This window comes from Nonomuraea sp. LPB2021202275-12-8, assembly GCF_037044575.1.
In the GTDB taxonomy this organism is placed as follows: domain Bacteria; phylum Actinomycetota; class Actinomycetes; order Streptosporangiales; family Streptosporangiaceae; genus Nonomuraea.
Genome location: NZ_JBAHWD010000029.1, coordinates 80,704 through 93,135 on the forward strand (window position 1 = coordinate 80,704; position 12,432 = coordinate 93,135).

Here is a 12,432-nt window from a genome sequence, read left to right on the forward strand (position 1 = left end):
GAATCGGACCTGGGGCAGACGCGAAAACGCGTCCGACGGGGGATCGTCGGACAATGATCGAAGTTTCCGGACTCACCAAACGTTTCGGACGCGACGTGGCCGTACGCGACCTCTCCTTCGAGGTACGTCCCGGCCGCGTCACCGGCTTCCTCGGCCCCAACGGGGCGGGCAAGACCACCACGATGCGGCTGATCCTCGGGCTCGAACGCCCTACGGCGGGTCGTGCCGCGGTCGACGGCCTGCGTTACCGCGAGATCGACAGGCCCCTCACCAGGGTCGGCGCGCTGCTCGACGCAACGGCCGTGCACGGCGGCCGCCGCGCCGACCAGCACCTGCGATGGCTCGCCGCCTCCAACGGCCTGCCGTACGACCGGATCGCGCCCCTGCTCCGGCAGGTGGGCCTGGGAGAGGTCCGCAAGCGGATCCGGGCCTACTCCCTCGGGATGAAACAGCGGCTCGGCATGGCGGCGGCGCTGCTCGGCGACCCGCCGGTGCTGCTGTTCGACGAGCCGATCAACGGTCTCGACCCGGAAGGCGTCAGGTGGACGCGCGACCTGCTCAAGTCCATGGCCGCCGAGGGCCGTACGGTGCTGGTCTCGAGTCACCTGATGTCCGAGATGGCGATCACCGCCGACCACTTGGTCGTCATCGCCCGCGGACGACTGGTGGCCGACATGCCCACCGCCGAGTTCGTCCGCCCAGGCGCGTCCCTGGAGGACGTCTACCTTGAGGTCATGGGGGGCATGTCATGAGAACGCTGGCCGCGGAGTGGATCAAGTTCCGCACCCTGCGCTCCAGCCTGTGGTCGCTGGCCGCCGCCGTGGCCGCCGCGCTGGCCGTGACCGTACCCGCCGCCGGAACGGTCCTTCCCCGCCTCGACGCCGGCCGCTCACCCGACCAGGCGTCCTTGGCCGCATGGAGCGTGGCCTTCTTCGGCCTGGCACTCTCCGCGCTGGTGGTCGGCGTACTCGGCGTGATCACCATGACCGGCGAGCAGGCCTCCAGGATGATCAACCTGACCTACACCGCCATGCCGTCGCGCAGAGGCGTCCTCCTTGCCAAGGCGGCGGTCTTGACCGGCACGTCCCTGGTCACGCTGGTGCTCATCGGAACCATCGGACACCTGTACGGCCGTACCGTGATCGCGCGACTCCACCCGACGTCACTGCCCCCGGACGCCTGGCCGCTCATCGGCTCCGCGGCGCTCGTCCTGGTCACCGCCGCGCTCCTCGGCCTGGCACTCGGCGCCCTCCTGCGCAACGGAGCGCTGGCGGCCGTGGTGCTGATCGCGACCCTGCACGTCCTCCCGTTCATCCTCATGTCGATTCCCGGCGGTGAGCACGTCGGCGAGTTCCTCCCTCTGGTCGCCGGGCTCCAACTCCTCCACCAAGTCCCGCAGACCATGCCGGCGACGACGGCGTTCGCGATCTGCGCGCTCTGGACGGTGGTGCCGATCGGGATCGCCTTGGCCATTTCCCCCGGCCCGGGAAGCTCTTCCTGACAGAACCGAGGGGCAGCCGGAACAGGGTCCGGCCCGGAGGCCAAGGAGTACCTCGGCGGCTACTGCCTGGTCGAACGCGACAGCAGCGACCGTGCCCTGGGGGCGGGCCGCGCTCATCCCGGACGCCGGCGTCGAGGGCCTCTAGGCGGCGGGGACGCCCAGCGCCAGCACGGCGGTGTCGTCGTCGAGGCCGTCGCCGAAGCTCTCGATCAGGCGGGTGACGGCCTCGATCGTGGCGGCGGCCGAGGCGGGGGCCATCCGGTCGGCGAAGCCCAGCAGCGCCGCGTCTCCGTAACGGCCGTCACCGGAGTGGGTGCGGGCCTCGGTGAGCCCGTCGGTGTAGAGCAGGAGGGTGTCGCCCGGACGCAACCGGACGTCGGCGCAGACGAACGACGGCGACGGCAGCAGGCCGACCAGCATGCCGCCGGTGGTGGGCAGGTAGTCGGCCGCGCCGCCGGCACGCAGCAGCAGTGCCGGGGGATGGCCGCCGCTGGCGAGCGTGGCGGTGAAACCCTCGCCTTCGGGGGAGAGGACGCCGGTGATGACCGTGCAGTAGCGCCCGTCGCTGCCGGTGTAGCGCTCCTGCAGGGCGGTGTTGAGCGTGCTGAGCATGGTGGCCGGGTCCTGCTCGTGCAGGGCGGCGGCGCGCAGCGTGTGGCGGGTCAGCGAGGTCACGGCCGCCGCCTCGGGGCCCTTGCCGCACACGTCGCCGAGGAAGAAGCACCAGCGCTCGTCGCCCAGCGAGAACAGGTCGTAGAAGTCGCCGCCCAGGTTGTCCGGGGAGGCCGTGTGGTAACCGGCGACGGCCTCCAGGTTGGGCACCTCGGGCAGCGACGGGGGCAGCAGGCTCCGCTGCAGCGTCGCCAGCACGCTCTGCAGCCGCTCGCGGTCCCGCTCGGCGACGTGGCGTGCCTCCTCCGCCTCCTTACGGGCGCGCAGCAGCTCACTCTCGTACGAGCGGCGGTCGCGGGCGTCGAAGACGGTGGCCCGGATGAGCAGCTGCCGGCCGTCGGGGGCGGTCTTCACGACGGAGGTGACCAGCACCGGCAGCCGGGTGCCGTTGGCGGACTTCAGCTCGAGCGCGATGCCGCTGACCTCGCCCTGCATGCGCAGCAGCGGCGCGAAGTGGGTCTCGTGGTAGAGCTTGCCGCCCATCGTGAGCAGGTTCGCGAAGGACATCCGGCCGACGACCTCGTCGCGGGTGTAGCCGAGCCAGTTCAGCAGCGTCCTGTTGATCTTGACGATCTTCCCGTCCATGAGCGTGGACAGGTAGCCGCACGGGGCGTTCTCGTACAGGTCCTCGGCGCTGTCCTCCAGCAGGGCGCTGACCGCCGCGTCACCGTCCCGCCCGGGCTCAGGGCCGGTCTGGGCCGTCATCGTCAGTCGCGGGCGAAGGCGGCGATGGCCTCGGCGGTGGCATCCGGGGCGCTGAGTTGCGGGCAGTGGCCGGTCGCCTCCAGCGTGACGATCCGGCTGCCGGGGATCGCGGCGTGCACGTACGCGCCGACCTCGCGGGGCGCGATCGCGTCCTGCCGGCACTCCAGGATGAGCGTGGGCACCTCCACCGACGCCAGGTCGGCGCGGCTGTCGGACAGGAACGTGGTGCGCGCGAACACCCGGGCGATCTCCGGGTCGGTCCGGCAGAAGCTGTTGGTCAGCTCCTCGGCCAGCTCGGGCCGGTCCGGGTTGCCCATGATGATCGGGGCCATGGTGGCCGACCAGCCCAGATAGTTGGACTCCAGGGATTCGAGCAGTTCGTCGATGTCGGAGGAGCTGAAGCCGCCCCGGTAGTCGCCCTTGTCGATGTAGCACGGGGAGGGGACGAGCAGCACGAGCTTGGCGAACCGGCGGGGCTCGCGCGCCGCCGCCATCACGCCGACCATGGCGCTGACCGAATGGCCCACGAACACCATGTCCCGCAGGTCGAGCTCGCGGCAGATGTCCAGGACGTCGTCGGTGTAGCCGTCCAGGCTCGCGTAGCGCTCCTCGCGCCAGGCGGACACGTCCGACCGGCCCGAGCCGACATAGTCGAACAGGACGACCTCGAACTCCTCGGCCAGCGCGGGCACGGCCAGCCGCCACAGGTTCTGGTCGCAGCCGAACCCGTGGGCGAGCATCATCACCGGCGCGCCGTGCCGCCCCGTGACCACCACGTTGTTCCTGCTTCGCACGTCCATACCGGATATTGTCCCACTTGCCTCTCGGCCGCGCCGGGCCCGGCCAGAGTCGTTACGCGCCGCGGACGTGCTCGACGTGGCTGGTGATGAGATTCCGGCCGCCGGGGCTGAGCGAGTTGACGAACAGGCGTCCGCCGCCGGGCAGGCCGGCCAGGCGGATCAGCCCGTCGCGGGCCGCGATGCGCCACCGGGTCGGCGGTGCCATCCACTTCACGAAACGGCGGCCGAACCGCTGCACCCGCGCGACGGCGGGCCGCATGCGCTCCTCCTAGCGGGCCGGCGCGTCCGTCACGCCCCCTCGGGCGAGCACCCAGGCCGCGGCCATCCCCATCGACGCGCCGTGGCCGGCGAACAGCGAGACGGCCTGGCAGGCGTCACCGAGCAGCACCACCCGCCCCGGCTCCAGCGGTCCCGAGCTCCTCGTCGTGCACGAGGTACGCCGACACCTGGTGGCCCAGGTAGCGCAGGAAGCGGTGCTCCGGCCCGACCGCCGTCGCGGAACGCGGGCGCCCGCTCGACCAGCTCCACCTCCCAGCCGGCCCGCTCCAGGTGCCAGGCCAGGGTCAGCCCCGCGATGCCGGAGCCGCAGATGAGCGCCTTCATCGGTGTTCCTCCTTGAGCAGGGCGCGCAGCGGCCCGGTCAGCGTGCCGAGGTCGAGATCGGGGTCCAGCGCGCGGTGGAGCATGAGGCCGTCCACGGTGGCGGCCAGCACCGTCGCCGCCGCCATGGAGTCACCCGGATGGCCGCGCTCGCGCAGCCAGGAGGCCACCTCGCGGCGGAAGGCGGTGATCAGCTCGTTGAGCCGGGCGCGCAGCTCCGGCAGCCTGGTGGAGGCCAGGAACATCTCCACGATCATCAGCGAGGCCGGATCGGCGCCGGTGTAGCTGGAGAGCTCGTCGACCAGCCAGCCGACTCCCTCGTCGATGCCGGGTTGCCGCGACAGCTCCTGGGCGAACAGGCCAGGACCAGCGTCCAGGTGACGGCTCGATCAGGCGGGGCCACGGCGGAGCGGGAGCGTCGCCGCGTCGGCCCCACCGTGGACGTCAACACCCTTCTTCGTACGGGACGGTCACGTCAGCTCTCCCGGTCGACGTCACCTCGGGCAGGCACGCGGCCGGGGCGTCAGCGTGCTTCGTGCAGCTTGCGGCAGGGCATGCAGTGGCGGGTCAGCGGCCTGATCTTCAGCCGCTCGAACGGGATGGCCGAGTCGCACTCGACGCACCGGCCGTACGAGCGGTCCGCCAGCCGGTCCAGGCTCTTGCCGATGTCGGCGATGGTGCGCTCGGTCGCGGCCAGGTCGGCGAGCACGTTCTGCCGGGAGCCGTCGTCCGTGCCGCCTTCCTCCACGAACGCCCTGAGCTCGTCGAGCCTGGAGGTGCGCCACATGAGCTGCGCCCGCAGATCCTCCGTGATGGTCTGCATCTGGGTGTCGCTGAGCATGGTGTGTTCGTCGTGCTGTGTCATGGGTGTTCCTTCGTGAGAAGTCGTGAGAAGTCGTGAAGGTCGTGAGGGCGTGGAAAGTCGTGGGACGGCCGCCGGGCCGTCCCACGTGGCGGTCGCCTAGAGGGCGAGCAGGGCCGCGAGAGGCGGCAGGCAGAGGCGGGCCAGGCCCCTGACGGTGGCGTGCGCCGGTTCGGGTGTCGTGCTCACCATGAGTCCGAGCCGGGAGCAGAGCCCCGCGGCCAACCTCGGCTCACCGGCGCCGCCGCCGGTGAGCAGCAGGCCGCGGTCCCGCGTGCCGCCCCGCAGATGGGCGGGCACCCGGGCCAGCAGTTCGGCGGTCATCTCCGTGACCCGCTCCCGCACATGGAGCGGCAGCCCGTCGTGGTCGCCCTCCGGGATCTGCACCGCGACCGCGTCGGTGACGGCGGCGTCGCGGATGACGACGGCCTCGATGATGCCCGCGCCGACGTCCAGGAGGAGCTGCGGCCGGGGGTCGGTCACGTCCAGGCCGCTGCCGACGGCCGCGGCCAGCGGCTCCTCGACGACGGTCACGGTGCACCCCGCCGCCAGCTCCACGGCGCCGGCCGTCATGGTCCGCTGCGCGGGGGAGGCGGTCACTGGCACGCCGACCAGCACGCGCTCCACCGGCCGCCGGCCAACGGCCGCCGTGGGCTCCGGACGCCTGGCGCCAGGAGTCGCGAGGCCCGGATGATGCGCGGCCCCCGGGTGTTGCGCGGTCCCTGGGTGTTGCGCGGTCCCTGGGTGCCGTGCGGTGCCGAGCACCCTGCTCACCAGCCGGGCGCAGGCAGCGGCGTCCCACACCATGCCGTGCCTGACCGGCCGCCGGGTCCCACCGCCCGGCGCCACGGCCGGCTCATCGATGATCACCGGGTGGCCGAGCCCCATGAGCCGGATCCGCGCCGTGCCGAGGTCGATCGCGGCCCGGCTCGAGAGCCAGGGCGCGTGGCGGTCGCCGATCACGCCGCGGTCCCCGCCGTCTCCCCCCGCGCCGTACCCCTGCAGCCGGCGCAGAGCTGCTCCTGCGGGGTTCGCAGCAGCACGTCGAACGGGATGAAGGCGCTGCACCGCCGGCAGGTGCCGTACAGGCCGCGATCCATCCGCTCGATGGCGGCCTCGATCACGGCGACCTGCGCCCGGGCGGGCCCGGCGGCCGGGCCGGAGGCCGCGCCCAGCACGTCACGGGCAGCGCGCAGCCGCTCCTCGAGCAGCTCGCGCAGCCCTTCGAGGCGCGCGAGGTGCTGGTCGTAGTCCTGCATGAATGTCTGCAATGAAGCCATGAGTCATCGCTCCCAGCCTGAGGAATCCGGCGCGGCCCGCGTGGGGGTACGCCGATGAGCCCCGGTGCCGCTGGGGCGCGTCGCGGCGCCCCGGACGAGCCCGTGCGGGCGCGGCAGGGGGAAGAAGTCGAGGACCTCTAGGCGAGAGGAGGGCTGCGCGAGCCGGCGGCTCGGTGCCCCGGTTGCTGGGGGCCGCGGATGGCGGCCGAGCCGCCCTCCGGCCAGGCTAGGGCGGGTCGCACGGGGGCGACCTCGGAGCGGTGGCGGGGCAGGCTCAGCCTGTGCAGCTGCTCGGGGCCCCTGAACGGTTGCTGCGGCATGGTGGACATCGCCGACACCTCGGACCCGGGCGTCATCACGTCGGTGGCGGAGGAGCGCTGAACGCCGCCCCCCGCCCAGGTCGGCGCGGACGCGACGATGACCAGGGCAAGCAGCAGCAGGCCCGCCACCGCTGTGAAAGCGGCGGAGCCACGTGAAGTGCCCCAGGTCGCCATGAGGCCGACCATAGCCCACTTTTCAGACAACGGCACCGGCTCTCTTTGCCGCTCAGAGCGGACAGAGCGTGTTCCCGCGCGGAACCGGCCCGCTGCTCGGAGCCGACGGGCCGGTCGTGGAGCGCGTTCTCGGCGGGAGCGCCGGTCGCAGGCTACGGTGAGAGGGTCACGACAGGGGAAGGGAGGCACGGTGCGGACCAGACTGCCCGCCGCGTTGCTCCTGCTGCTGTCGTGGTTCCTGCCTGCGGCGGGTCATGCTCACGCCGCTGCCCAGGTCGCCGCCGTGCACGAGGCGGTCTGGCAGGCGGAGCAGCATCCCGGTGCGCGGCAGACGCCCTACCAGCCGCCCTCGGCGCATGCGCGGGCAGGCTCGTACACCGCGATCGGCGGTGGCGGCGGGACCGCCGTGCTCGCGACGGGCGGCCAGCGCGCCCGGATCTCCTGGGTCGTCGTCGTGCGGCGGCCCGCCACCGGCACCCCCGTGGTCCGCCTCCAGGCGGCCACGCCCGCGCGGGCGCCGCCCTCCACAGCGCTCTGAAGACACCTCTTCCGCACACCTGAGCCTGTGGAGGCTTCCATGTCACGTGCGCCCCTTTGGCGTGCGCTGGCGGCGCTCGCCGTCATCGCGACCTCATTGATCCTCGCTTTCACCGCAGCGCCGCGCCTGGGCCTGGACCTGCGCGGCGGTACGCAGCTCGTCTTCGAGACGAGAGACTCACCGACGGTCAAGGCGGACTCGGCCGCCACCGACCGTGCCCTCGACGTGCTCCGCCGCCGGGCGGACGCGCTCGGGGTCGTCGATCCCACCCTGGTCCGCTCCGGCGAGAAGCGGATCATCGTCGAGCTGCCCGGCGTGCTCGACCCCCAGCAGGCGGCCGAGGTCATCGGCCGCACCGCCCAGCTCGCCTTCCACCCGGTAGAGGGCGCGGCCGAGCAGGGCGACAAGACGGCGCTGCCCGACGAGGGCGGGCAGCCGCTGAAGCTCGGGCCCGTCGCCATCAGCGGTGACGGCATCAGCGACGCCACCGAGCGGAGCGATCCCCAGCGCGGCCCCGGCTGGTGGGTGGGCGTCGAGTTCCGCGACGCGGCGGCCTGGCAGAAGATGACCGGCACCGCCGCCTGCGTCCCGGAGGGCGATCCGAAGCGCCGAGTCGCGATCGTGCTCGACAACGAGATCATCTCCTCGCCGCAGCTCGACCCGTCGGTGCCGTGCGGCACCGGCATTCCCGGCGGGGCCACCGACATCACCGGGTCGTTCACCCACGAGGAGGCGCGCGACCTCGCAGTGCTGATCAAGGGCGGCGCCCTGCCCGTGCCGCTCGACCTGGTCGAGCAGCGCACGGTGGGGCCGACCCTCGGCGCCGACGCGATCGAGGCCAGCGCCAAGGCCGCCGTCGCGGGCCTGATCCTGACCGGGCTGTTCATCATCGCCGTCTACCGCGTCGTCGGCCTGCTCGCCACCGTCGCGCTGGCCTGTTACGGCCTGATCGCCTACGCCGCGCTGGTGGCCATGGGAGCCACGTTCACGCTGCCGGGCCTCGCCGGGTTCGTGCTGGCGATCGGCATGGCCGTCGACGCCAACGTGCTGGTCTTCGAGCGGGCCAGGGAGGAGTATCACCACGCTCCTCGCCGCGGCCTGAAAGCCGCACTGAACGGAGGGTTCAAGAACGCCTGGAGTGCCATCGCCGACTCCAACATCACCACGCTGATCGCCGCCGGCCTGCTGTTCTGGCTGGCGTCCGGCCCGGTCAAGGGGTTCGGCGTGACGCTCGGGATCGGCGTGCTCGTCTCGCTGGTGTCGGCCATGCTGATCACCCGCGTGCTCACCCACATGGTCATCGGCCGGATCGGGCCGCGCATGTCGGGCCTCGGCTCCATCGGCTCCGTCAGGACCTGGCTGACGCGGGCGAACCCGCAGCTCATGTCGCGCAGGAAGCTGTGGCTGGCCGTCGCGGGCGGGCTCGCCGTGGTGGCGCTCGCCGGGCTGTTCGCCCGCGGGCTGAACTTCGGCGTCGAGTTCACCGGCGGCAGGCTCGTGGAGTTCGGCACGTCCAGGCCGGTCGCGGCGGACGTGGCCAGGCAGGCGGTGTCGCAGGCCGGGTTCCCCGGGGCGGTGGTGCAGTCGTCCGGCGACGGCGTCTCGGTGCGGGCGGGCGAGCTCGCGATCGCCGACGTGGCCAGGATCCAGGAGGCGCTGGAGGGGCAGGCGGGAGAGGTGACCAAGCGGCGCGACGAGTTCATCGGGCCCAGCCTCGGCGAGGAGTTGCGCCGCAACGCGGTGATCGCGCTCGGTGTGGCCGTGGCGGCGCAGCTCGCCTACCTGGCGTTCCGGTTCAGATGGACGTTCGGCACGGCGGCCGTGCTCGCGCTGCTGGTGGACGTGTCCGTCGTGCTCGGGCTGTTCGCCTGGCTGGGCAAGCCGATCGACGGTGTCTTCCTCGCCGCGATGCTGACCGTCGTCGGCTACTCCGTCAACGACAAGGTGGTGGTGTTCGACCGGGTGCGCGAGCTGTGGGCGGCCCGGCGCAAGGCGCCGCTGGCCGAGGCGGTGAACGGGGCGATCCTGCAGACGATGCCGCGCACGGTCAACACCGGGCTGGGCGCGCTGTTCATCCTGGTGGCCCTGGGCGTCTTCGGCGGCGACTCCTTGCGTGACTTCGCGATCGCGCTGGTCACGGGCATCGTGGTGGGCACGCTGTCGTCGTCGTTCGTGGCCGGGCCGATGGCGATCGTGCTCGGCAGGTTCGACAGGCAGCCGCCTCCGGAGCCGGCCAAGCCGCGTGCCAAGCGGTCGCGCGAGGGCACGGGCGCGGTCCTGTGACCGCGCCTTGACGGCCGTGGGTGTGACCGCTCAGCGGGGCGGTCACACCCACGAACCGTTTACGGCAAACGTGCACGTTCCTGGCCGTTTGTCGATCTTTGGCATGGGCTTTTGCCGCCTAAGTGGAACGGCTGTCAATAATAAACAGCAAGAATGAGGCGAAATGGGGGCGGACAAGCCGTGAACAGCCCTCTCGGGGTGCAGCGGATGCTGATCAGCCTGCTCGACATCGGCCAGCAGGCCACGTTGGAGCAGCTCCCGGATCTGGTGGCGCAGTACGCCCCGGACGCCGGCATCCGGCACTGCCTCATCTACATCGCCGACCTGCAGCAGAACACGCTGCGCCTGCTCCCCGGGCGGGACGGCGCCGAGCTGCTGGACACCGACGACAAACCGCCCGCCGAGCTGCGCATCGACTCCACCTACGGCGGCCGGGCCTTCCAGGAGGGCCGGATCCTGTGCAAGCCGGAGGAGTCGGCGGGGCTGGACTGCTGGTGGGTGCCGCTGCTGAACGGCGCCGAACGCCTCGGCGTGCTCCGCGTCCTGGTCGGCAAGGGGGCCGACGCCGACGGTGAGATCGTGCGGGCACTGGCGAGCCTGGTGGCGCTCCTGTTGTCCAGCAAGCGCTCCTACAGCGACTGCTACGCGCGCCTGATGCGTTCGCGGCCGATGAACGTGGCGGCGGAGATGCTGTGGCATCTGATGCCCCCGCTGACGTTCGCCAACGCCGAGGTGACGATCTCCGGGGTGCTGGAGCCGGCCTACGAGATCGGCGGCGACGCCTTCGACTACTCGCTGGCGGACGACGTCGTCCACCTGGCGATCTTCGACGCCATGGGCCATGATCTGGCCGCCGGCCTGGCCGCCAACCTGGCGCTGGCGACCTGCCGCAACCAGCGCCGCCAAGGCGCGGACCTGGCGAGCAACGGTGAGGGCATCGAGAGCCTGCTGCTGAAGGAGTTCGGGGAGGCCGCCCGTTTCGTCACCGCGATCATCGCCGACTTCGACCTGCGCACCGGCATGCTCACCTGGATCAACCGGGGCCACCCTCCGCCCATCCTCATCCGGGGCGGCAGGTGGACCACCGCGCTCGACTGCTCCCCGGTCCCGCCCCTCGGGCTGGGTCTCGGCCAGCCCACCACCGTCTGCCGCGAGCAGCTCGAACCGGGCGACCGCCTGCTCCTCTACACCGACGGCATCGTCGAGGCGGGCAGCTATCAGGGCCAGGAGTTCGGGCTGGTGCGCTTCGTCGAATTCATCCTGCGCCACTGCGCCGCCCGGCTGCCCGTGCCCGAGACCCTGCGCCGGCTCATCAAGGACGTGCTCGACCACCACGACGGCCGTCTCCAGGACGACGCCACCGTGCTGCTCACAGAGTGGCACGGGCGCACGGGCACCTGCTCGGTCAAGGGCAACCTCTCCTGACCGTCGCCGAGCGGGACGGATGACCGCCTGACCGTTGCTCTACCGCTGGTAAAGCCGGTCATTCCGCTGGTCAGCGAACTCCCAAAGGTGCAAAGGGCATCTTTTAGGGGAGATGACCGGACTACGGACGAGCTAAGGGTGGTCATGATGACGGATGCAGCGGGAGAGATCGCGATCGGCGTGGAGGAGGAGTTCCACATCGTCGACGCCCGGACGCGGCAACTGGTCTCCAAGTCGGGGCTCCTGCTGGACATGCTGCCGAAGGACCGCTTCACCGAGGAGCTGCAGCGTTCCACGGTGGAGGCCAACAGCAAGCCTTTCGCCCGGCTGGAGGACCTCGCCCGCGACCTGGACGGGATGCGGGAGACGCTGATCGGCACGGCGGCGGAGGTGGGACTCGGCATCGTGGCGGCGGGCAGCGTGCCGCTGGCCGACATGCAGCAGATGAAGGTGTCGCCCGACGCGCGCTACGAGCAGATGCTCGACGACTATCAGATGCTCACCCGCGAGCAGCTCATCTGCGGGACCCAGGTGCACGCCGAGATCACCGATCCGGACCTGGCGATCGCCGTCGCACACCGGCTGGCGCCGTGGCTGCCGCCGCTGCTGGCGCTCAGCTCCAGCTCCCCGTACTGGCTCGGCGCCGACACCGGTTACGCCAGCTACCGGACGCTGGTCTGGCAGCGCTGGCCCACCGCCGGGCCGGTGGCGAAGTTCGAGTCGGCCGCCGAGTACGAGGAGATGATCGAGGAGCTGATCCGGTCCGGTGTGATCAGCGACTCCGGGATGATCTACTACGACATCCGGCCGTCGGCGCACGTCCCCACCGTCGAGCTGCGGATCTGCGACTCCTGCCCACGCGTGGCCGACATTGTGCTGATCGCCGGGCTGTTCAGGGCGCTGGTGGCCAGAGAGCTGGCCGAGGTGCGCCGCGATCCCGACCGGGAGGTGCAGCTCGAGCCGGTGCGGGCCGCGCGCTGGCAGGCGGCGCGCTCGGGGCTGGAGGGCGAGCTGGTGGACCCCGTCGAAGGGGGGCCCGCGCCGGCCGGGCAGGTGATCTCCCGCCTGGTGGAGAGCCTGCGCCCGCAACTGGAGGAGTCCTCGGACTGGGAGCTCGTCTCCGGCCTGGCCGCCGAGGCGGTGGCCAGGGGCAGCTCGGCCGAGCGCCAGCGCCAGGCCTTCGCCCGCCGCGGCGACCTGGCCGACGTGGTCGACCTGCTGCTCGCCGAGACCCGGTCCGGCGGCCTGACGAGCGGGAAATCGGCCGCGTGA

General features: G+C 72.0%; 14 protein-coding genes and 2 pseudogenes. 6 read left to right on the plus strand and 10 right to left on the minus strand.

The window, feature by feature from the left end; translation table 11 throughout:
• Window positions 1-53: 53 nt before the first annotated feature.
• Together V5E28_RS36550 and V5E28_RS36555 are read left to right on the plus strand one after the other, a co-directional pair.
• Window positions 54-689: pseudogene (locus V5E28_RS36550) on the plus strand (ABC transporter ATP-binding protein); the annotation flags it as partial.
• A 59-nt stretch (window positions 690-748) separates the two neighbouring features.
• On the plus strand, window positions 749-1,501 hold the full coding sequence (locus V5E28_RS36555) for a hypothetical protein (protein WP_336213899.1): 753 nt from the start codon (window positions 749-751) through the stop codon (window positions 1,499-1,501).
• A 141-nt stretch (window positions 1,502-1,642) separates the two neighbouring features.
• Here the strand turns inward: V5E28_RS36555 and V5E28_RS36560 are convergent, their stop codons facing one another.
• From V5E28_RS36560 to V5E28_RS36605, 10 genes and pseudogenes are all read right to left on the minus strand, one after another.
• On the minus strand, window positions 1,643-2,878 hold the full coding sequence (locus V5E28_RS36560; RefSeq protein ID WP_336213900.1) for a PP2C family protein-serine/threonine phosphatase: 1,236 nt from the start codon (window positions 2,876-2,878) through the stop codon (window positions 1,643-1,645).
• A 2-nt stretch (window positions 2,879-2,880) separates the two neighbouring features.
• Window positions 2,881-3,678 carry an alpha/beta fold hydrolase gene (locus V5E28_RS36565; RefSeq protein ID WP_336213902.1) on the minus strand — a complete coding sequence of 266 codons (798 nt, stop codon included), beginning with the start codon at window positions 3,676-3,678 and terminating at the stop codon, window positions 2,881-2,883.
• Window positions 3,679-3,730: 52 nt separating this feature from the next.
• Window positions 3,731-3,937: a hypothetical protein gene (locus V5E28_RS36570; RefSeq protein WP_336213904.1), complete on the minus strand. Its 207-nt coding sequence runs from the start codon at window positions 3,935-3,937 to the stop codon at window positions 3,731-3,733.
• Window positions 3,938-3,946: 9 nt separating this feature from the next.
• Window positions 3,947-4,069, minus strand: coding sequence for a hypothetical protein (locus V5E28_RS36575; protein WP_336213941.1), 123 nt, complete (start codon window positions 4,067-4,069; stop codon window positions 3,947-3,949).
• 89 nt (window positions 4,070-4,158) lie between these two features.
• A pseudogene (locus V5E28_RS36580) lies at window positions 4,159-4,281 on the minus strand (FAD-dependent oxidoreductase); the annotation flags it as partial.
• Window positions 4,278-4,655 carry a TetR family transcriptional regulator C-terminal domain-containing protein gene (locus V5E28_RS36585; RefSeq protein WP_336213940.1) on the minus strand — a complete coding sequence of 126 codons (378 nt, stop codon included), beginning with the start codon at window positions 4,653-4,655 and terminating at the stop codon, window positions 4,278-4,280. The gene V5E28_RS36585 and the pseudogene V5E28_RS36580, both read right to left, overlap by 4 nt.
• 146 nt (window positions 4,656-4,801) lie before the next feature.
• On the minus strand, window positions 4,802-5,143 hold the full coding sequence (locus tag V5E28_RS36590) for a TraR/DksA family transcriptional regulator (RefSeq protein ID WP_336213905.1): 342 nt from the start codon (window positions 5,141-5,143) through the stop codon (window positions 4,802-4,804).
• A gap of 96 nt (window positions 5,144-5,239) precedes the next feature.
• Window positions 5,240-6,103, minus strand: coding sequence for a rod shape-determining protein (locus tag V5E28_RS36595; RefSeq protein ID WP_336213906.1), 864 nt, complete (start codon window positions 6,101-6,103; stop codon window positions 5,240-5,242).
• Window positions 6,100-6,420: a hypothetical protein gene (locus tag V5E28_RS36600; RefSeq protein ID WP_336213907.1), complete on the minus strand. Its 321-nt coding sequence runs from the start codon at window positions 6,418-6,420 to the stop codon at window positions 6,100-6,102. Before V5E28_RS36600 ends, V5E28_RS36595 begins: the two co-directional genes overlap by 4 nt.
• 137 nt (window positions 6,421-6,557) lie before the next feature.
• A complete protein-coding gene (locus V5E28_RS36605; protein WP_336213908.1) occupies window positions 6,558-6,914 on the minus strand; it encodes a hypothetical protein in 357 nt (118 codons plus the stop codon).
• Between the two features lie 190 nt (window positions 6,915-7,104).
• Here V5E28_RS36605 and V5E28_RS36610 point away from each other — a divergent pair, with 190 nt between their 5' ends.
• The 4 genes from V5E28_RS36610 (at window position 7,105) to V5E28_RS36625 (ending at window position 12,432) form a co-directional block, all read left to right on the plus strand.
• Window positions 7,105-7,452, plus strand: a complete 348-nt coding sequence (locus tag V5E28_RS36610; RefSeq protein WP_336213909.1) for a hypothetical protein — start codon at window positions 7,105-7,107, stop codon at window positions 7,450-7,452.
• A 39-nt stretch (window positions 7,453-7,491) separates the two neighbouring features.
• Window positions 7,492-9,735, plus strand: a complete 2,244-nt coding sequence (secD, locus tag V5E28_RS36615) for a protein translocase subunit SecD (RefSeq protein WP_336213910.1) — start codon at window positions 7,492-7,494, stop codon at window positions 9,733-9,735.
• A 180-nt stretch (window positions 9,736-9,915) separates the two neighbouring features.
• Window positions 9,916-11,160, plus strand: coding sequence for a PP2C family protein-serine/threonine phosphatase (locus V5E28_RS36620; RefSeq protein ID WP_336213911.1), 1,245 nt, complete (start codon window positions 9,916-9,918; stop codon window positions 11,158-11,160).
• A 147-nt stretch (window positions 11,161-11,307) separates the two neighbouring features.
• Entirely contained in the window at window positions 11,308-12,432 is a 1,125-nt protein-coding gene (locus tag V5E28_RS36625) for a carboxylate-amine ligase (protein WP_336213912.1), read from the plus strand.

Coding starts and splice junctions, on each gene's coding strand:
- V5E28_RS36555 (WP_336213899.1), top strand. CDS start 749: ATGAGAACGCTGGCCGCGGAGTGGATCAAGTTCCGCACCCTGCGCTCC.
- V5E28_RS36560 (WP_336213900.1), bottom strand. CDS start 2,878: ATGACGGCCCAGACCGGCCCTGAGCCCGGGCGGGACGGTGACGCGGCG.
- V5E28_RS36565 (WP_336213902.1), bottom strand. CDS start 3,678: ATGGACGTGCGAAGCAGGAACAACGTGGTGGTCACGGGGCGGCACGGC.
- V5E28_RS36570 (WP_336213904.1), bottom strand. CDS start 3,937: ATGCGGCCCGCCGTCGCGCGGGTGCAGCGGTTCGGCCGCCGTTTCGTG.
- V5E28_RS36590 (WP_336213905.1), bottom strand. CDS start 5,143: ATGACACAGCACGACGAACACACCATGCTCAGCGACACCCAGATGCAG.
- V5E28_RS36600 (WP_336213907.1), bottom strand. CDS start 6,420: ATGGCTTCATTGCAGACATTCATGCAGGACTACGACCAGCACCTCGCG.
- V5E28_RS36605 (WP_336213908.1), bottom strand. CDS start 6,914: ATGGCGACCTGGGGCACTTCACGTGGCTCCGCCGCTTTCACAGCGGTG.
- secD (WP_336213910.1), top strand. CDS start 7,492: ATGTCACGTGCGCCCCTTTGGCGTGCGCTGGCGGCGCTCGCCGTCATC.
- V5E28_RS36625 (WP_336213912.1), top strand. CDS start 11,308: ATGACGGATGCAGCGGGAGAGATCGCGATCGGCGTGGAGGAGGAGTTC.